Annotated in this window: 15 protein-coding genes; 8 read left to right on the forward strand and 7 right to left on the reverse strand. The window is 62.8% G+C overall.

The window, feature by feature from the left end:
* Positions 1-4 precede the first annotated feature (4 nt).
* The 5 genes from QMO80_RS03865 to QMO80_RS03885 form a co-directional block, all read right to left on the reverse strand.
* Positions 5-952, reverse strand: coding sequence for an NAD(P)-dependent oxidoreductase (locus tag QMO80_RS03865; protein ID WP_283198958.1), 948 nt, complete (start codon positions 950-952; stop codon positions 5-7).
* A 91-nt stretch (positions 953-1043) separates the two neighbouring features.
* On the reverse strand, positions 1044-2000 hold the full coding sequence (locus tag QMO80_RS03870) for a lytic transglycosylase domain-containing protein (RefSeq protein ID WP_369685931.1): 957 nt from the start codon (positions 1998-2000) through the stop codon (positions 1044-1046).
* A gap of 254 nt (positions 2001-2254) precedes the next feature.
* Entirely contained in the window at positions 2255-2914 is a 660-nt protein-coding gene (locus QMO80_RS03875; protein WP_049734242.1) for a peroxiredoxin, read from the reverse strand.
* A gap of 289 nt (positions 2915-3203) precedes the next feature.
* Positions 3204-4202 (reverse strand): TRAP transporter substrate-binding protein, encoded by a 999-nt coding sequence (locus QMO80_RS03880; RefSeq protein ID WP_283198960.1) that lies wholly within the window; start codon positions 4200-4202, stop codon positions 3204-3206.
* A gap of 16 nt (positions 4203-4218) precedes the next feature.
* Complete coding sequence (locus QMO80_RS03885; protein ID WP_283198961.1) at positions 4219-6045, reverse strand: TRAP transporter large permease subunit; 1827 nt, start codon at positions 6043-6045, stop codon at positions 4219-4221.
* A gap of 260 nt (positions 6046-6305) precedes the next feature.
* On the opposite strand from QMO80_RS03885, the gene QMO80_RS03890 reads away from it, so the two are divergent.
* The 6 genes from QMO80_RS03890 to QMO80_RS03915 all read left to right on the forward strand — a co-directional run bounded on the left by QMO80_RS03890 (position 6306) and on the right by QMO80_RS03915 (position 15312).
* Positions 6306-6893 (forward strand): ANTAR domain-containing response regulator, encoded by a 588-nt coding sequence (locus QMO80_RS03890; protein WP_037092785.1) that lies wholly within the window; start codon positions 6306-6308, stop codon positions 6891-6893.
* 34 nt (positions 6894-6927) lie between these two features.
* Positions 6928-8211 (forward strand): CmpA/NrtA family ABC transporter substrate-binding protein, encoded by a 1284-nt coding sequence (locus QMO80_RS03895; protein ID WP_283198962.1) that lies wholly within the window; start codon positions 6928-6930, stop codon positions 8209-8211.
* A 394-nt stretch (positions 8212-8605) separates the two neighbouring features.
* Complete coding sequence (locus QMO80_RS03900) at positions 8606-9847, forward strand: nitrate/nitrite transporter (RefSeq protein WP_283198963.1); 1242 nt, start codon at positions 8606-8608, stop codon at positions 9845-9847.
* Positions 9848-9864: 17 nt separating this feature from the next.
* Positions 9865-12315 (forward strand): nitrite reductase large subunit NirB, encoded by a 2451-nt coding sequence (gene nirB, locus QMO80_RS03905; RefSeq protein ID WP_283198964.1) that lies wholly within the window; start codon positions 9865-9867, stop codon positions 12313-12315.
* 4 nt (positions 12316-12319) lie between these two features.
* The gene (gene nirD / locus QMO80_RS03910) at positions 12320-12655 is read left to right on the forward strand and encodes a nitrite reductase small subunit NirD (RefSeq protein WP_116429614.1); all 336 of its coding nucleotides are present in this window, start codon (positions 12320-12322) and stop codon (positions 12653-12655) included.
* The gene (locus tag QMO80_RS03915; protein ID WP_283198965.1) at positions 12655-15312 is read left to right on the forward strand and encodes a nitrate reductase; all 2658 of its coding nucleotides are present in this window, start codon (positions 12655-12657) and stop codon (positions 15310-15312) included. The genes nirD and QMO80_RS03915 overlap by 1 nt, the downstream gene beginning before the upstream one ends.
* Before the next feature lie 13 nt (positions 15313-15325).
* On the opposite strand, the gene QMO80_RS03920 is transcribed toward QMO80_RS03915, so the two are convergent.
* Complete coding sequence (locus QMO80_RS03920; RefSeq protein WP_283198966.1) at positions 15326-16006, reverse strand: HAD family hydrolase; 681 nt, start codon at positions 16004-16006, stop codon at positions 15326-15328.
* 116 nt (positions 16007-16122) lie between these two features.
* A complete protein-coding gene (locus QMO80_RS03925) occupies positions 16123-16437 on the reverse strand; it encodes a hypothetical protein (protein ID WP_283198967.1) in 315 nt (104 codons plus the stop codon).
* 202 nt (positions 16438-16639) lie between these two features.
* Here QMO80_RS03925 and QMO80_RS03930 point away from each other — a divergent pair, with 202 nt between their 5' ends.
* Entirely contained in the window at positions 16640-16966 is a 327-nt protein-coding gene (locus QMO80_RS03930) for a hypothetical protein (protein WP_283198968.1), read from the forward strand.
* A 144-nt stretch (positions 16967-17110) separates the two neighbouring features.
* The gene (locus QMO80_RS03935; RefSeq protein WP_283198969.1) at positions 17111-18592 is read left to right on the forward strand and encodes a deoxyribodipyrimidine photo-lyase; all 1482 of its coding nucleotides are present in this window, start codon (positions 17111-17113) and stop codon (positions 18590-18592) included.
* Position 18593: the final 1 nt, after the last annotated feature.

An 18593-nucleotide genomic window follows, 5' to 3' on the forward strand; every position in this document is an offset into this window, starting at 1 on the left:
AGGTCTAGATCCTCCCCTGCCCGACCAGCCAGCCCACAGCCTCCTGCACCGCCTGCAGGGACGTATATCTCGGGGCGTAACCAAGCAGACGCCGGGCTTTGGCGATCGAGCAATTCGGGCTGCGGGCGATATGCTCCCATGTCGCCTCGGCGTCTTCGGCCGTCTGTCTCTCGGCCCAGGCGTCGAATGGGGCGAAGCTGAGTTTCGGCTCTCGCCCGAACCAGCGCGACATGGCTTCGGCATATCCGCGCAGCGTCAGCGCCTGCGCCGAAACCGCGTGGAAACTTTCGCCGGTCGACGCATTCCAGTTGGCGATCGCATCCATGAACATCGCCGCCACGTCATCGGCATGGACGTGATGAACCGTCTCCAGGCCGAAATTGGGCAGGCCCAGCGCCTCGCCGCGAGCAAGGGTTGAAAAGACCTGCAGGTTGAAATTGCCGGCCGGATTGAGCGGCGCCCATCCGGGACCGACAATGTGGCCGGGATGGATGACGGTCGCCGGAAAGCCGTGAAGCCTTGCCTGCTGCTGCAGATAGGTTTCGATCGCCGCCTTCTGGATGCCGTAGTCACCGAATGGACACTTCGGCGCCTCTTCCAGTGTCGGCACGGCCACGGGGTAGCCATGTGTCCAGATCGTGCCGGTATGCAGGAAATGACCGACATGCCCGGATAGCGCCGTCACCAGCTGCTCGGCACTCTCCAGCGTGAAGCAGATCATGTCGATGACGATGTCGGCTTTCACTTCACGCACGGCCAGGCCGAATTCACCCGTCCGTTCCATCGCTGCCCGATCCATCTGGCGCTGGTCGACGGAGGCCCAGGCGCGGTTTTCCGTGTAGGGCTTGGCCGCACCGCGGCTGATCGTGACGACGTCGTGACCTGCCTCGACCAGGCGGGGAACGAGATAGGTTCCGACATGCCCCGTCGCTCCGATCACCAAAACCCGCATTGTCGTTCCTCCCTCTGGTATATCCGCGTCGACTATGCTGCGCCGTGTCGCGATCCTGCAAGCAGAGTTTTCGCCAAGGATGGCGGCCCCGCTATTGATTTTTGAAAACAAGGCAGGTGCCGCCGTGCTTGCGGATCTGGTTGCAGAGGTCGTTGGCTTCCAGGCGCGTCTGCCGGCCGATGCGGGCGGCATAACGCGGGCGAAAGCCGAAGCTGCGATCGCGCTGGCGCAGGATCAGCGGCTGCTCCGCATTGAGCGGCGCAGGCAGATCTTCAACGGCATCGAGAAACATGCGCCGGGCGACCGCGACATTGGCGTTCGCGGCAAGCTGGACGCCCCAGGGCGCCCAATCGCCTTCCGGACGCCAGGGCGCCTCCTTCAATATCCGGCGTTCGGCAAGCGCCACGCAGCCATCGACGAAGGGCTTGTCCTTGTCGAGCGGGGCTGCCGCATCTTCCGGCGGATTGTCCTTCCACTCCTCCACCGTATGGGCGGTGATTGCCATGACGTAGCTGCGCGTCTCGTAAGGTAATCTCCCTGACGTTAGGTAAGAAGCAAGACCGTTTTCGCCGGCATTATAGGCGGCGGCGGCAAGGCCGAGATTGCCGAAACGATTGCGCAATTCATCGAGATATTGCGCCGATTTCCGCAGCGCTTCCAGCACCTGGTAGCTGTCTTCGAGGCCGCGCAGTTTCGCCGTTCCCGGCATGAACTGCGCAATCCCCTGTGCGCCTTTGAAGCTGAGGGCATCAGGGCGAAAGGTGCTTTCGCGCCAGATGAGGCGGGCGAAATAATCCGGCGGCAATCGATTGGCGCCGGCGAAATGCTCGATCGCGGCGCAAAGGTCGCGATTGAAACTGTCCTTGCGGATGCAGAGCGCCTCACCCGATCCCGACGCCGAAGGCCCGGAATAGAGGCAGGCCGGCTCCGCGGCGCTTACTTCCGGCTGGGCCTTTCCGGCGGCTGCGGCGGAAAATAGAAAGCAGAGCGAAAGCATGGCCTTCGCCGATCTCTTCCCCATGCCGGACTGACGCTTTCGCCCTATCATCGGATCTCAGCAGGTTCGACTTCCATCGCAACGCTGATGCTAAAACGCGTCGCATCAAATTGGATTCATGCAACGCGCTTTAGCTCTTTGTTTTGATGCATGCCGTTATCCCGGAACCGCATGCACACTTCCGGGCGACATGCATTAGATACCACCGATCAAGGCGCGAAGCTTCCCATTTCCGCAATGCCCGCACGAAAAAGCCGCCGGGCCAGGTGGCCGCGGCAGCTTCAGGAAAGTTTTGAAAACAGCAGTCAGGCCGTCGGCTGCTTCGTCTTGCGGAGATAAGGCAGAACCGTATCGAAGGAGCCGAAACGCGTGATCGCGTCTTCGTTGGAAACCGCAGCGGTGATGATGACGTCCTCGCCCTGGTTCCAGTTCGCCGGTGTCGCCACCTGGTGCTTGGCCGTCAGCTGGATGGAGTCGATGGCGCGCAGGATCTCGTTGAAATTGCGGCCTGTCGTCATCGGATAGGTGAGGATCAGCTTGATCTTCTTGTCCGGGCCGATGATGAAAACCGAACGCACCGTCGCGTTATCGGCGGGCGTGCGGCCTTCCGAGCTCTCGCCGGCGCCGGCCGGCAGCATGTCGTAGAGCTTGGCGACCTTGAGGTCCTTGTCGCCGATCAGAGGATATTCGACGTCGAAGCCGGTGGCGGTCTTGATGTCGTTCTTCCATTTGGCATGGCTTTCGACGGGATCGACGGAGATGCCGATGATCTTGGCGCCACGCTTGGAAAAGTCTCCCGCCAGCCCGGCCATCGCGCCGAGCTCGGTCGTGCAGACCGGCGTGAAATTCTTCGGATGCGAGAACAGGACGGCCCAGCCATTGCCGATCCACTCATGGAAGCTGATCGGTCCCTGGGTGGTGTCGGCAGTAAAATCTGGAGCAATATCGTTGATGCGTAAGCTCATGGTCGGCCCTCCAAAGCCTTGTGTTCAATGTCGTTTGTTTCAAATCGAGGCCATGGGATCCGTCCGCCGGAAGCGGTCTCGAGATTGCGGTCAACAGGATCGCACCGGCCGAAGGTAAAGACTTCCCATTCCAGGATTTTAAGTAAGTCATATACCACGATCACCGAAGGCATGCTCTTTCGATTTCAGGCCTGCGGCGGCATTATTTTTCCGATGCATCCGAGCGACGATGGGGCCGATTTTTCAATCGGCCCTATCGGAAACATCAGGGGTCCGTTCCTCTCCCGCTTCAGGCCGCCTGAACGGCTTTGATCCGGTCGATGCCGCCGACAACAGGGGCGAAATCGGCCCAGACACCCTGGGCGCCCTTCTGCCATTCCTCGAAGACTTCCGGCTTCAACAGCTTTCCGCCATGGCCAAGCGCCGTCTCGACGGACTTGGCCTCGTCGTCGACGATCAGCTGATTGAAATAGGCCGCACCCTCGCTGGAAGCCTGCTGGAAGACGGCCTTCTGTTCGTCGTTCAGGCCGGCCCAGAAGGTCGAGGCATAATAGATGACGCCTGATGCCCAGATGTGGCCGGTCTCGGTCATATCAGGCACGACCTCATAGAGCTTGAAGCCTGCGTAGGCAGATTTGGTCAGGTCCATCGCATCGGCGACGCCGGTTGCGAGCGCATTGTAGGTCTCGGTGATCGGAATGCCGATCGGCGTGGTGCCGAATGCGCTCCAGAGCTTGGTGTGCAGCGGGCTCTGGATGACACGGATGCGCTTGCCCTTGAGCTGCTCGGGCCGTGTCACCGGTTCCTTGGTCAGGAGATGACGGGCGCCGTAATTGATGAAGTCGCCGACGACGAAATTCTGCGCCTTCAGCTTCTGCTTGAGATCGGCGCCGACATCGCCGCCGACGGTCCTGCGGACATGGTCGGCATCGCGGAAGAGGAAAGGCAGATCGAGGATCTGCAGTTCCGGCGCCCAGCCGGAAAGCGACGAGACGGTCGACAGGCTCGCCTGGATCGAACCGAGGCGCACGCCCTCGGCGACCTCCTTCTCGCCGCCGAGCGCACCGTTCCTGACGATATTGAACTTGAACTGGCCGGGAAGCTTGGCTTCGACCAGCTCGCCGATCTTCAGCCAGATCTTCGTTTCCGGCTTGTCGTCGCCGAGCAGCGAGGCGATCGTGATCGTCGTCGTGCGGGCGGCAGCCGTGCGGACGAAGGCGGGTGCTGCGAGCGCCGTTCCGGCGAGTGCTGCGGTTTTCAGGAAATTGCGGCGGTTGAGATTATCCATGGGATTGTCCTGTTGATTAGAAAATGATGGCCCAGGCGCAGAGGATTGCGAGCGAGACCAGAAGGGCGAGCAGATAGGGAACCACCGCCCGGAAGAGTTCCGAGGCGGGAATGCGGGTGACGCCGCTGACGACGAAGATCAGCATGCCGAGCGGCGGCGTCAGTCCGTGGATCATCAGGTTGACGACGATGATGACGCCGAACTGGATGGGATCGATGCCGGCGGCAACCGCTGCCGGCAGCAGGATCGGGCCGAAGAGCAGGATCGCGGCGCCGATATCGAGAACGAGACCGACGGCGAGCAGAATGATGTTCGACAAAAGGATGACGGCCAGCGCGCTGCCGCCGAGCGCCGTCGTCAGATGCGAGATCAGCGAAGACACGTCGTCGACCGCCAGCAGGAAGGCGAAAGGGCCTGCCGTGCCGATCAGGAGGCCGATCGCCGCCGCCTCGACCGCCGCCTGACGGAAGGCGGCATAGAGCGAGAGGATGCCGAGCCGCGCGCCGATGCCGAGCAGCAGCGTGTAGAAAGCCGCGAGTGCGGCCGCCTCGGTCGTCGTGACGATGCCGATGCGGATGCCGACGACGACGATGATGCCGAGCCCGAAGGCGGGGATCGCCTGGACCGCCGATTGCCAGCGCTGTCTCGCGCTGGCCCGCGGCAAGGGCGCCTGCTCACGTACGGTCAGATGGATGGCGACCGCCAGGCATATGGCCATCAGCCCGCCGGCGAAAAAGCCGCCGACCAGCAGCGCGCCGACGGAAAGATTGGTCGCCGAGGCGAGGATGAGAAAGGCGATCGACGGCGGGATGATGTTGTCGAGAACCGATGTCGAGGCGATGATCGCCGCCGCCTGCGCCTGAGGATATCCGTGTTTGACCAGTTCCGGCTGGAAGGTCGATGCGCCGAAGGCGGCATTGGCCACCGAGGAGCCGGAAGCGCCGGAAAAGAGAACGCTGGTCAGAAGCGTCGTCTGCGCCAGCCCGGCCCGGCGATGGCCGACCATGGCGGCGGCGAAGCGCACGAGCTGGTTGGCGACGCCCGACGCCGTCAGCAGGCCGCCGGCGAGCAGGAAGAAGGGAATGGCAAGCAGCAGGAATTTCGATATGCCGGTAACGGTCGAAGAAACGATCGCCGGCTCCGGCAGGCTGCTGCCGAAGGCGATGGCGGCATAGGCTGCGGCGAGAAAAGCGTGCGGCAGCGGCGCGCCAAGCACCAGACCGATCGCCGCGATCAGCCCGAGGAAGATGCTCGGCGGCCAGTTAAGATCGAGCGAGATATGCGGGATGCCGGCATAGAGCGCGATGCCGAGGGCCAGCGAAAGAGCAACCGGCAGGACCCGGCCTTCGGCGACGCGCTGCAGAAGCAGCACAATGAGGATCAGCGCACCACCGGCGCCGAGGAAGCCGAAGCGGATCCATTCCGGCAGGCCGAGCGTCGGCGAGACGCCGCCGAGCATCGTCATGATCTCCCGGCCGCCGAAGGCGAGGATCAGCGCCGAAAGCACGGTGAAAATATCCGCGCCGATCCGCGTCGCCTTCTGCAGGCCTTCCGGCAGCATCCTGACGAAAACGTCGAGGCGCATGGCAAGCGCACTGTTGAGGCTGAGCGGCGCGCCGAGCGCGATCAGACCCACATGCAGCCAGACGCCGAGATCCTCGGCGCCGATGAAGCCGGTGCCGAAGAAATAGCGCAGGCAGACGGTGACGAGCACCATGAAGAGCAGCACGGCGAGAACGAGTGCTGCGGCAACGCCGAGAACCGCCTCGATCGCCCGCAGTGCCCGCGCCGCAAGCCCGTCATCCCCGGCCCGCTCGATCGGATGAAATTCGCTGGTGGCCAATAAACTTGCCCTCCTGCCCTCAAGATCAGGCGCTTCTCTCCCTCAAAAGATCGAGGTCGAAGAGCGTCACGCCTTTTCGCCGAAACGGAGCACTTGCTCAAGCGGTGACGGACCGGAAAATGCGCTATCCGCATCCGCCTTCTTGACAGCGCCGCAGCCCGAAAGTTCGGCAATTTGATCAATTTTTAGGCACACTAATGTATGCACATTTTTGAGGCTTGCACCTTGCCAGAATTGCTGCAGCGCGTCATAAATAGAGCATGACGCATCTCGATCTGACAATTCTGGTGATCGACGAAAATGCCATACGCGCCTCGATCATCGAAGAAGGGCTGCGCGAGGCAGGGCATGCGCGCGTCACCGTGGTGCATGAGGTCAACGGCATCGCGCGCACCATCGAAACGCTGATGCCCGACGTGATCATCATCGATATCGAAAACCCGAATCGTGACATGATGGAGCATCTGTTCCAGCTGACGCGCACGGTCAGCCGCCCGATCGCCATGTTCGTCGACCGCTCCGACACGGCCTCGATCGAGGCTGCCGTCGATGCCGGCGTCTCGGCCTATATCGTCGACGGATTGAAGAAGGAACGCGTCAAACCGATCCTCGACATGGCCGTCAGCCGCTTCAATGCCTTCAACCGGCTGCGGCGGGAACTTGCCGATGCACGCTCGGCGCTGGAAGAACGCAAGCTCATCGAGCGCGCCAAGGGCATCTTGATGAAGATGCGCGGCCTGTCGGAGGAAGAGGCCTTCGCGCTGCTGCGCCAGACGGCGATGAACGAAAAGAAGAAGATGTCGGAAATCGCCCAGAGCGTCGTCACCGCCGCGGGACTTTTGATGTGACGGCAGGCTTCTTAAATTTCCGGAGGAAACCGGAGTGGATATGATGACGAAGACCGCCAAATCAGGCGGCGAGCTGCCCTCGCCCGCGCATGTCAACAATGAAGGGCCGAAAGTGCTGCGGGCCGGTTTCATTCCGCTCGTCGATGCATCGGTGCTGATTGCGGCGGCGGAATTCGGCTTCGCGCAGAAGGAAGGCCTGACGCTCGATCTCGTCAAGGACGTCTCCTGGGCGAATGTCCGCGACCGTCTGGCATTCCGCCAGTTCGATATCGCCCATATGCTGTCGCCGATGCCCATCGCCTCCATGCTCGGCCTCGGCTCCAATCCCTCGCCGACGATCACGCCGTTTTCGCTGGGGCGCGGCGGCAATGCGATCACGCTGTCGACGCGGCTCTTCGACAGGATGCGGGATGACGCCGGATTGCCGGAAACGGCAAGCGCGCTGGATAGTGCCCACGCGCTCGCAAAAACGATCGCGGCGATGAAAGCGCGCGGCGAGCCGCTGCCGACCTTCGGGGTCACCTACCCCTTCTCCTCGCATAATTACGAATTCCGCTACTGGCTGGCGGCCGGCGGCATCGATCCCGACAAGGACGTCAAGCTCGTCGTCGTGCCGCCGCCGCTGACCTCGGATGCCCTGGCAGCGGGCGCCATCGACGGTTTCTGCGTCGGCGCACCGTGGAACATGGTCGCCTCGGAGCGCGGTCTCGGCCGCATCGTCGCCGCCAAACAGGATATCTGGCCGTCGGCGCCGGAAAAGGTGATCGGCATGCGGCCGGATTGGGCGGAAGTCCATCCTGAGACTGTTTCCCGGCTGATCGTGGCGCTCGACGCGGCAGCCCGCTGGTGCGACCGGCCGGACAATCACGACGCGCTGGCAGCAGTTCTTGCCGATCCCCGCTATATCGCCGCGCCCGTCGAGATCATCCGCCGTGTTCTCGCCGGCGAATTCAGCCTCGACGCCAAGGGCAACCGCCGCGTCATCGCCGACTATTTCCAGTTCCATTCCGGCTTCGCCAATTATCCCCGGCCAAGCCATGCGCTTTGGATTTACAGCCAGATGATCCGCTGGGGACAGGCCGAGGCCAGCCTCAACAAGGCGCGCGCCGCCGCATCCGCCTACCGCCCGGATCTCTATCGCACGGCGATCGGCGATGAAAACGCGCCCGATGACGCCGATATCCGCATCGAAGGCAATGACGAGGGCGACCGCTTCATGGACGGCCACGTCTTCGATCCGACGGCACTGCCGGACTATGTCGCGAGCTTTGCCGTCAAAAGCGCCCTGCCCTTCGCCTCCCACAGCGATGAGACCTGACCCCTGCCGGCCTGCACAAAACGCCAGCAAAATTCGACGCCTACCATCACCGCAACGCACAAAAGATTTGCACGATTTTTGGCAGCCGCAAAAACGAGCAGATGGCTGGATTTTAGAAATACCGTTTAAATTCAATAATTTAAAACAAAAACACCAAACTGGCACGCAGTTTGCAAGGCTATTACCGCACAGATCAATGGCGATCAGCGCAGTATGAGAGCCGACAGGCGCTCGCAGAAGACCATAAATTCGGCGCCCAACGGCGGGCGCCACCAGCAAAGCCGCTGATCAGGATATTTCGCGCGCCTCGTGCATGCGCAGCCTGACCAGCGGCTTTTTGTTTTTAACCCTCAGCGATGAATCGGCCCGACCTTTGTCGGGTCACGGAGAAGCCATGTCTGTCATCGAGAAAGTGCAGCCCATGTCCGACGGCGAACCAGCCAAAGCATTGTGGATCTCCACGGTCGCTTTCACCCTCTGTTTCGCGGTCTGGACGATCTTTGCGATCATCGGCATCCGCATCAAGCAGGACCTCGGCCTGAACGAGGCGGAGTTCGGATTGCTGGTCGGCACCCCGGTTCTCACCGGCTCGCTCGTGCGCATCGTCCTCGGCATCTGGACAGGACGTTACGGCGGCCGCCTCGTCTACACGCTCACCATGCTTGCCGCCGCAGTGGCGACCTTTCTGCTCTCCTACGCCCAGACTTATACGCAGATGCTGATCGCCGGCCTCGGTGTCGGGCTTGCCGGCGGCTCCTTCGCCGTCGGCGTCGCCTACGTCTCGCCCTTCTTCCCGGCGGAAAAGCAGGGAACGGCGCTCGGCATCTTCGGCGCCGGCAATGTCGGCGCGGCCGTGACCAAATTCGCCGCTCCCTTCGTTCTGCTCGCCTGGGGCTGGCAGGCGGTTGCGGAAATCTGGGCCGTCTGTCTGGCGCTGATGGCGATCGTCTTCTGGTTCACCACCACCGATGACCCGGCCTTCCGTCTTCGCCGCGAACGCAGCGTCGCCTCCAAGAGTTTCGCCGAGGAATTCGCGCCGCTGCAGAACGTTCAGGTCTGGCGTTTCTCGCTCTACTATTTCTTCGCCTTCGGAGGCTTCGTCGCCCTGTCGCTGTGGCTGCCGCGTTACCTGGTCGGCGTCTACGGCTTCAACCTCGAAACCGCCGGCATGATCGCGGCCGCCTACTCCATCCCGGGCAGCATCTTCCGCGCTTTCGGCGGCGTGCTGTCGGACAAGAAGGGTGCGCGCAGCGTGATGTATGCGATGCTGGCCGTGTCCGCCGTGGCCACGCTCATTCTGTCGCTGCCGGCGACGACTATTACGCCTGTCATCTTCATCGTCGTCATCTTCGTGCTCGGCTTCTTCATGAGCCTCGGCAAGGCCGCCGTCTACAAGCACATTCCGGCCTACTATCCCGAAAGCGTCGGCGCCGTCGGCGGCATCGTCGGGATGATGGGCGGCCTTGGCGGTTTCATCCTGCCGATCGCCTTCGGTTTCCTCAAGGACATGACCGGCCTTTGGTCCAGCTGCTTCCTGCTGCTCTTCGCAATCGTCGCGATCTCGCTCGTCTGGATGCACCTGTCCGTCAAGCAATTGTCGCGCCAGGGGCACTCGGCGCCCGTGGCTGCAACCTGATCTAAGGATTTGGAAATATGACAGAAAAACTCGTCATCATCGGCAATGGCATGGCGCCCGGGCGCATGCTGGAGCACCTTCTCGAACGGGCGCCCGGACGCTATGAAGTTACGATCTTCAATGCCGAGCCGCGCGTCAATTACGACCGCATCATGCTGTCGCCGGTTCTCTCCGGAGAAAAGGACTACGAGCAGATCATCATTCACGGTGACGGCTGGTACATCAAGCACGGCATCATGCTCTACAAGGGCCACAAGATCGTCAATATCGATCGTGACGCCAAGACCGTCACCTCCGATCACGGCGTCACCGAAAGCTACGACAAGCTGGTGATCGCCACCGGTTCGGTGCCCTTCATCATCCCGGTTCCCGGCAAGGATCTGCCCGGCGTCATCACCTATCGCGATCTCGACGACGTGCAGGCGATGCTGCTTGCCGCCCAGTCGCGCGAAAAGGCCGTCGTCATCGGCGGCGGTCTGCTTGGCCTCGAAGCGGCGGCCGGCCTTGCCCAGCGCGGCATGGACGTCACCGTGCTGCACGTCATGCCGACGCTGATGGAGCGCCAGCTCGATCCCGCCGCCGGTTACCTCTTGCAGAAGGCGGTCGAGGAACGCGGCATCAAGGTCATCTGCAAGGCCAATACCAAGGCGATCGTCGGCAACGGCAAGGTCGAGGGCATCGAGCTCGACGACGGCCGCATCATCCCGGCAACCCTCGTCGTCATGGCCGTCGGCATTCGCCCGAGCGTCGGCCTGGCGAAGGACGCCGGCCTTGCGGTCAATCGCGGCATCGTCGTCGATGCCGGCATGCAGACCTCGGATGGCGATATCTTTGCGCTCGGCGAATGCGCCGAGGTGGGCGGCATGGTCTACGGCCTCGTCGCGCCGCTTTATGAAATGGCCCGCATTGCCGCAGCGCATCTCTCGGACGACCGTTCGCCGGCTTTCGTGCATGCGGACACGCCGACCAAGCTGAAGGTCACCGGCATCGAACTCTATTCGCTCGGCGATTTCGCCGACGGCGACGACCGCGAGGAGATCGTGCTGCGCGATGCTTCAGCCGGCGTCTACAAGCGCCTCGTGCTGAAAGACAACAAGATTATCGGCACGGTGCTTTACGGCGAGACCGCCGACGGCGCCTGGTTCAATGATCTGAAAAAGAAAGCGACCGATATTTCGGAGATGCGCGAGACGCTGATCTTCGGTCAGGCCTATCAGGGAGGGTCGCCGCTGGACCCTATGGCGGCCGTTGCAGCCTTGCCGGATGACGCGGAGATTTGTGGCTGCAACGGCGTATGCAAGGGCAAGATTACTTCGACGATCACCAGCAAAGGCCTCACGTCGCTCGACGACGTCCGCGCCCATACCAAGGCATCGGCCTCGTGCGGCTCCTGCACCGGCCTTGTTGAGCAACTGATGGCGCTGACGCTCGGCGACGGCTACAATCCGGCCGCCGTGCAGCCGATGTGCACCTGCACCGAACTCGGCCATGACGACGTTCGCCGCCTGATCAAGGCGAAAGGTCTGAAGAGCATTCCCGCCGTCATGCAGGAATTGGAATGGAAGACCTCCTGCGGCTGCGCCAAGTGTCGGCCGGCGCTCAACTACTACCTGGTCAGCGACTGGCCGGACGAATATGCCGACGACTACCAGTCGCGTTTCATCAATGAGCGCGTCCACGCCAACATCCAGAAGGACGGCACCTACTCCGTCGTGCCGCGCATGTGGGGCGGCGTCACCAATTCGAACGAGCTGCGCGCCATCGCCGATGTCGTCGACAAGTTCGAAATCCCGATGGTGAAGGTGACGGGCGGCCAGCGCATCGACCTGCTCGGTATCGAGAAGGAAGATCTGCCCGCCGTCTGGGCCGATCTCGGCAAGGCCGGCTTCGTCTCCGGCCAGGCCTATGCCAAAGGCCTGCGCACCGTGAAGACCTGCGTCGGCTCGGACTGGTGCCGCTTCGGCACGCAGGATTCCACCGGTCTCGGCATCCGCATCGAGAAATTCATGTGGGGCTCCTGGACGCCGGCCAAGCTGAAACTGGCGGTGTCCGGCTGCCCGCGCAACTGCGCGGAAGCAACCTGCAAGGATATCGGCGTGATCTGCGTGGATTCCGGTTTCGAGATCCATTTCGCCGGCGCGGCCGGTCTCGATATCAAGGGTACTGAGGTGCTCGGCCTGGTGAAGACCGAGGACGAGGCGCTGGAGCATATCGTGGCGCTGACGCAGATGTACCGCGAGCAGGCCCGCTATCTCGAGCGCATCTACAAATGGGCCAAGCGCGTCGGCGTGGAGGAAATCCGCCGCCAGATCATGGGCGATGCCGAAAAGCGCAAAGCCTATTACGAGCGCTTCGTCTTCAGCCAGAAATTTGCCCAGGTCGATCCCTGGTCGGAGCGTGTTTCCGGCAAGGACAAGCACGAGTTCAAGCCGATGGCGACGATCGGCTATCCGCAGGCTGCCGAATAAGGAGATGGACATGAATTGGATCGCAATCGGTGACATCTCCGATATTCCCTTGCGCGGCGCGCGCTGCGTGAAGACGCCGCAGGGCAAGGTCGCCGTCTTCCGTACGGCCGAAAACGAGGTGTTTGCCATCGAGGATCACTGCCCGCACAAGGGCGGCCCGCTCTCCCAGGGCATCGTGCATGCCAAGGCCGTCACCTGCCCGCTGCACAATTGGGTGATCTCTCTGGAAACCGGCAAGGCGCTCGGCGCCGACCAGGGCGAGGTGCGGACCATACCGGTCCGCAATGAGGACGGCGCCCTGTTCATCGCGCTCGAAAGCCTGTTGATGGCGGCCGAATAATGGCGGCTGAGGTCAAGACCACCTGCCCCTATTGCGGCGTCGGCTGCGGCGTTATCGCCACGGTCGACGAGGCCGGCGCCGTCAGTGTCAAGGGCGATCCCGAGCATCCGTCGAATTTCGGCCGGCTCTGCTCGAAGGGCTCGGCGCTTGCCGAAACCATCGATCTCGACGGCCGGCTTCTCCATCCCGAGATCGCAGGCGCACGCGCCAGCTGGGACGAGGCGCTCGATCTGGTCGCCCGGCGTTTCTCCGAAACGATCGCCGAACACGGGCCTGACGCCGTCGCCTTCTACGTCTCCGGCCAGTTGCTGACCGAGGATTACTACCTCGCCAACAAGCTGATGAAGGGCTTCATCGGTTCGGCCAATATCGACACCAATTCCAGGCTCTGCATGTCCTCGTCCGTGGCCGGCCATCGCCGCGCCTTCGGCGCCGATACCGTGCCCGGGACCTATGAGGATATCGAGCTTGCGGATCTGGTGGTGCTCACCGGCTCCAACCTCGCCTGGTGTCATCCCGTCATCTACCAGCGCCTTGCCGCCGCCAAGGCGGCGCGACCGAACATGCGGATCGTCGTCATCGATCCGCGCCGGACGATGACATGTGATATCGCCGACCTGCATCTGGCCATCCGCCCGGACGGCGACGTGGCGCTGTTCATGGGGCTGCTTGCCCATCTGGCGACAAGCCCCGCGATCGACCAGAATTACATCGCATCCCATACGGAGGGTTTTGCCGGCGCCTTTGCTTCAGCCGCAGCGCTCGATATCAACGATCTGCTGGAACGGACCGGCCTGCCGGCCATGCAGATTCGCGAATTCTTCCGCCTGTTCGAGACGACGTCGAAGGTGGTCACCTGCTACAGCCAGGGCGTCAACCAGTCCTCGTCCGGCACCGATAAGGTCAATGCCATCCTCAACTGCCATCTGGCGACCGGCCGCATCGGCCGCCCCGGCATGGGCCCCTTCTCGCTGACCGGCCAGCCGAACGCCATGGGCGGGCGCGAGGTCGGCGGTCTCGCCAACATGCTCGCCGCCCATATGGCGATCGAAAATCCTGAAGACCGCGACCGCGTTCAGCGCTTTTGGGAATCGCCGGTGATTGCCGCCAAGCCCGGGCTGAAGGCGGTCGACATGTTCCGCGCCGTCGCCGACGGCCGCATCAAGGCGCTCTGGATCATGGCCACCAATCCCGTCGTCTCGATGCCGGATGCCGACAGCGTCGAAAGCGCGATCGCCGCCTGTCCCTTCGTCGTCGTCTCCGACATTCTGAGAGAGACGGATACGGCCCGGCACGCGCAGGTGCTTCTGCCCTCGCTCGGCTGGGGCGAGAAGGACGGCACCGTCACCAATTCCGAACGGCGCATTTCCAGACAGCGGCCGTTTCTCGACATGCCCGGTGATGCCAAGGCCGACTGGTGGCAGCTTGCCGAGGTCGGACGCCGCATGGGATTTGCCGCCGCCTTCGATTTCGACGCACCGGCCGAGATTTTCGCCGAACACGCCGCCCTGTCCGCCTTCGAAAACAACGGCAGCCGCGACTTCGACATCGGCGCCCGCGCCGGTATCTCGAGCGACGCTTACGAGGAGCTGTCGCCCTTCCAGTGGCCGCAGGCGGCAGGGACAGAACCCGGCATCACCCGCTTCTTCGCCGATGGCGGTTTCTACCATGCCGACGGCAAGGCGCGCTTCGTCGCGGTGGAACCGCCGGCAACCGATCGTACCAATGCCGATTTCCCCTTCACGCTGAATACCGGGCGCATCCGCGACCAGTGGCACACAATGACGCGAACCGGAAAGAGCGCCCGGCTGTCCGCCCATATCGCCGAACCCTTTGCCGAGATCCATCCGCGCGACGCGATCGAGACCGGCATATCGAGCGCCGGCCTTGTCGAGATCGACAGCCCCCACGGCAAGGCGATCGTCCGGGCGCTGGTGACCGATCGCCAGGCGCGCGGCGGCATTTTCGCGCCGATGCACTGGAACGACCAGTTCGCGGCAAAAGCGCGGATCGACGCCGTGGTCGCGCCGATCACCGATCCCTTTTCCGGCCAGCCGGCGTCGAAGAACGTCGCTGTCGCCGTCCGGCCCTTCCCCGCCAGCCATTACGGTTTCGCCGTCTCGGCAACAAAACCCGTAACACCTGACGCGGCCTATTGGGCGCTGGCGAAAGCCGAGGGCGGCTGGCGGCTGGAGCTTGCCTTCGACCGGACCGTCGAAGACTGGACGGCCTGGTGCCGGGCGGTTTTCGCCATTCCTGATGAGATCGAACCGCTGGGATATGCCGACCGGCAAACCGGCGACCTCCGGCTCGCCTTCTTCGATGGCGAGACGCTGCTCGCCGCATTGTTCCTTGCTCGCGAGCCGGTCGCCGTCGCGCGCAACTGGGCGATCTCGCAGCTCTCCGCCGCACATGATGATCTGAGGAAACGTTTTGCACTCGTCGCCGGTCGTCCCGGCGCCGGCAGGCCGGATCCGGGCGCCACCGTCTGCTCCTGCTTCAGCGTCGGGGTCAACCAGATCGCCGCCGCCGTGCGCGGCGGATGCCACAGCGTCGAGGCGGTGGGCAAGGAAACGAGCGCCGGAACCAATTGCGGCTCCTGCCGCGGCGAAATCGGCAGGATCATCGATCGCTGTCTTGCCGCCGCCGCGGAGTGAAAGGCAGGGACCCTTATCCGACCGTCTTCGGGACGATGAACATTTTATGGTCGGCCGAGATACGCACCGAGATCTCGTCGTAGGATGACAGGGTCCGATGCGGCGTTTCCATCTTGTCATGATGAGTCGCCGTGACGACCATGACATCGGCGCCCGCCGCCTCGCCGGCAGTAATGCCGGCGGCGACATCCTCGAAAACCAGGCAGTCCTGCGTGCTGACGCCGAGGCGTTCGGCGCCGAGAATATAACATTGCGGATCGGGTTTTCCGACCTTCACATCCTCAGCCGTCACCATGAATTTTGGCAGCGACAGGCCTGCCGCCTCCAGCCGCCGGCGGGCAAGTCGCAAAGGCGATGAGGTGACGATCGCCCAGCGATCCGGCGGCAGCGAGCTCAGGAATGCCGCAGCACCTGAAATGGCGACGACATCGCCGACATCGGCGATCTCGGCCTCGGTCACCAGCCTGGCTTCATGTTCGGGATCGACGCCCGGCAGGTTCAGCCGGGCGATCGTGTCGACGCCGCGCGATCCATGCATCTTCGGCAGAAAGTCGGCGACATCGAGCCCCTGACGCCTTGCCCAGTCGCTCCATGCACGCTCGGCCGCTTTGATCGAATTGAGAATGGTGCCGTCCATATCGAACAGGAAGGCGGCATAAGGCTTCTCGAAGCCACGGGGCATCGGCAGGGACAAAAGCGGATCCTTTAAGGAAAAGCATCGGATGGTTGTCGTATCGGGCGATGAAACGGCAAATCACCGGCTTTTGCAAGCGTCGGCAGCTAGAGGCGACGCCTGCAAAATTCCCGCCCCTAAAAAGCCGCTGTGCCGGATGTGGCAATCAGATCACAGGAGAGGCGAAGGCCGATCGGGTCGTGGCAGAGGTCATCGCCGTCGGCGAGTTCCAATGCGGGCGGAACGTCGGCGCGCAGATAGGCCTGTGTTGTCGGATCGATGCGCGTCGGAATGGCGGTCCATAGTGAGGGGCGGCTGATGTCGATCGCTGAGATACCGTCCTTCTCGCCGCCCATGGCAGAGGATGCGATTGCCATGCCGCTTGCCGTCAGGGCGAGTGCAAGGGCAATCTGGAGACCGAGATCTGCGGCCTCACGAGGGGAAACGAACATAGCGGCCTCATGCTGCTGTTTTCTAGCGTTTCACCATGTCCCTAAGGCAGGCAGCAGCGACGATCCAGCGGCTTCGGCGGTTAAGGTTTACGCGTAACCATGCAAGGCGCGCGTGCAGTTTTTCGCAAAATTTGGGAACAATGATTCCGCCGGGCAGTTAGCCGATGGCCACCCAAGATGAAAATCAAAGGAGGATATCCTCATGACCAAGTCCCTTGTTGCCGCTTCGCTGCTCGCGATCGGCATGGCATCGTCGGCCTTTGCCCAGTCGAACCCCGACCCGATCGGGCCGACGAATGGCGGCTCGACCGATCCGAGTTCGGGTAACTATTCGTCGGATTACACCAACAGTGACAACGGTATGTATCCGGTGCAGGTCGCGCCGGTCGATCCGACCACGACACAGAGTATCGGCCGACCGCAAACGATGGAATGCCCCGGCATGCCGCAGCAGATGTCCGGCGTCGACACACGCGGCGGTCAGAGCGGCGCATCGATCAGCGAAGCCTGCCGCGAATACGACAACTAAAGCGCGGTTCTCCGCAGTCAGAGAAGGCCGGTTCACGCCGGCCTTTTCATATGCGACAGCAATGAAAGCATTCTTCCGGCTGAAACTTTTGATCCGGCCGTTCCGTAGGACCGTAGCAGGGAACACACGCAGGAAACGGTTTCATTGACGAAGGACGCGGCAAAACCTGTCATTCTCTGGTTTCGCAAGGATTTGCGCCTTGACGACAACCAGGCTCTCAACGCGGCCCACCGCTCCGGGCGGCCGGTCATTCCCCTCTATATCAGCGAGCCCGCGGCAGGCACCGGTCCATTGGGCGCCGCGCAGGCCTGGTGGCTTCACCATTCCCTGGAAGCACTTGATACGTCGCTGCGCCGGCGGCAGGGACGGCTGGTGCTTGCGAGCGGCGAGGCGCTCGAAGTGCTCTGCGCCTTGATCCGGGAGAGTGGTGCCGAATCCGTCTTCTGGAACCGCCGCTACGATCCGTCGGGGATTTCCATTGACATCCGCATCGAGCAGGAATTGGAAAAGCAGGCGATCGAGGTGAGAAGCTTCGGCGGCCAGTTGCTGCACGACCCTTCGCGGCTGATGACCGGCAACGGCACGCCCTATCGCGTCTATACGCCATTCTGGCGGGCGTTGGAGAGTGCGGGCGAACCGGAGCCGCCGCTCACTGCGCCCGCGAAACTGCGGCTGGCATCGGAGCTTGCAAAATCGGAGCGGCTGGAGAGCTGGACGCTGCTGCCGACGAAGCCGGACTGGGCGAAGGATTTCAGCGATCTCTGGACGCCGGGCGAGCAGGGCGCGAGCGAGAGGCTCAGCACCTTCGTCGAGGACGCGCTCAACGGCTATAAGGAGAACCGTGACTTTCCGGCCAAGCAGGCGACATCGATGCTGTCGCCGCATCTGGCGCTTGGCGAGATCTCCCCTGCCCGCATCTGGGATGCGACACGCGGTCTGTCGAAACGCGTGCCGGCAGCCGATATCGTCCATTTCCGCAAGGAAATTGCCTGGCGCGAATTCTCCTATCACCTGCTGTTCCATTTCCCGAAGCTTGCCTCTCAGAACTGGAACGATCGTTTCGACGGCTTCGAATGGCGCAACGACGACGGTGATTTCAAGGCGTGGTGCCGGGGGCTGACCGGCTACCCGATCGTCGATGCCGGCATGCGCCAGCTCTGGCGCCATGGCTGGATGCACAATCGCGTGCGCATGATCGTCGCCTCCTTCCTCATCAAGGACCTGATGGTCGACTGGCGCCGCGGCGAGGCCTGGTTTCGCGAGACGCTGGTCGATGCCGATCCCGCCAACAATGCGGCAAGCTGGCAGTGGGTGGCGGGCTCGGGAGCCGACGCCTCGCCGTTCTTCCGCATCTTCAATCCTATGCTGCAGGGCCAGACCTTCGATCCTGACGGCGATTATATCAGAGCTCACGTGCCGGAGCTTCGAAAGCTCGGGGCAAAATACATCCACCGGCCGTTCGAAGCGCCGAAAAGCATGCTCGACGAGGCGGGCATCACCCTTGGCCAAACCTATCCGAAACCGATCGTCGACCATGCGAGCGCGCGCAACCGGGCGCTCGCCGCCTACAACGCCACGAAAGATCCCGCATCGACGCGCAGGTCCGCCCCGCACCGCGCCGGTTAAA

Source organism: Rhizobium sp. BT03 (assembly GCF_030053155.1).
GTDB lineage: Bacteria > Pseudomonadota > Alphaproteobacteria > Rhizobiales > Rhizobiaceae > Rhizobium.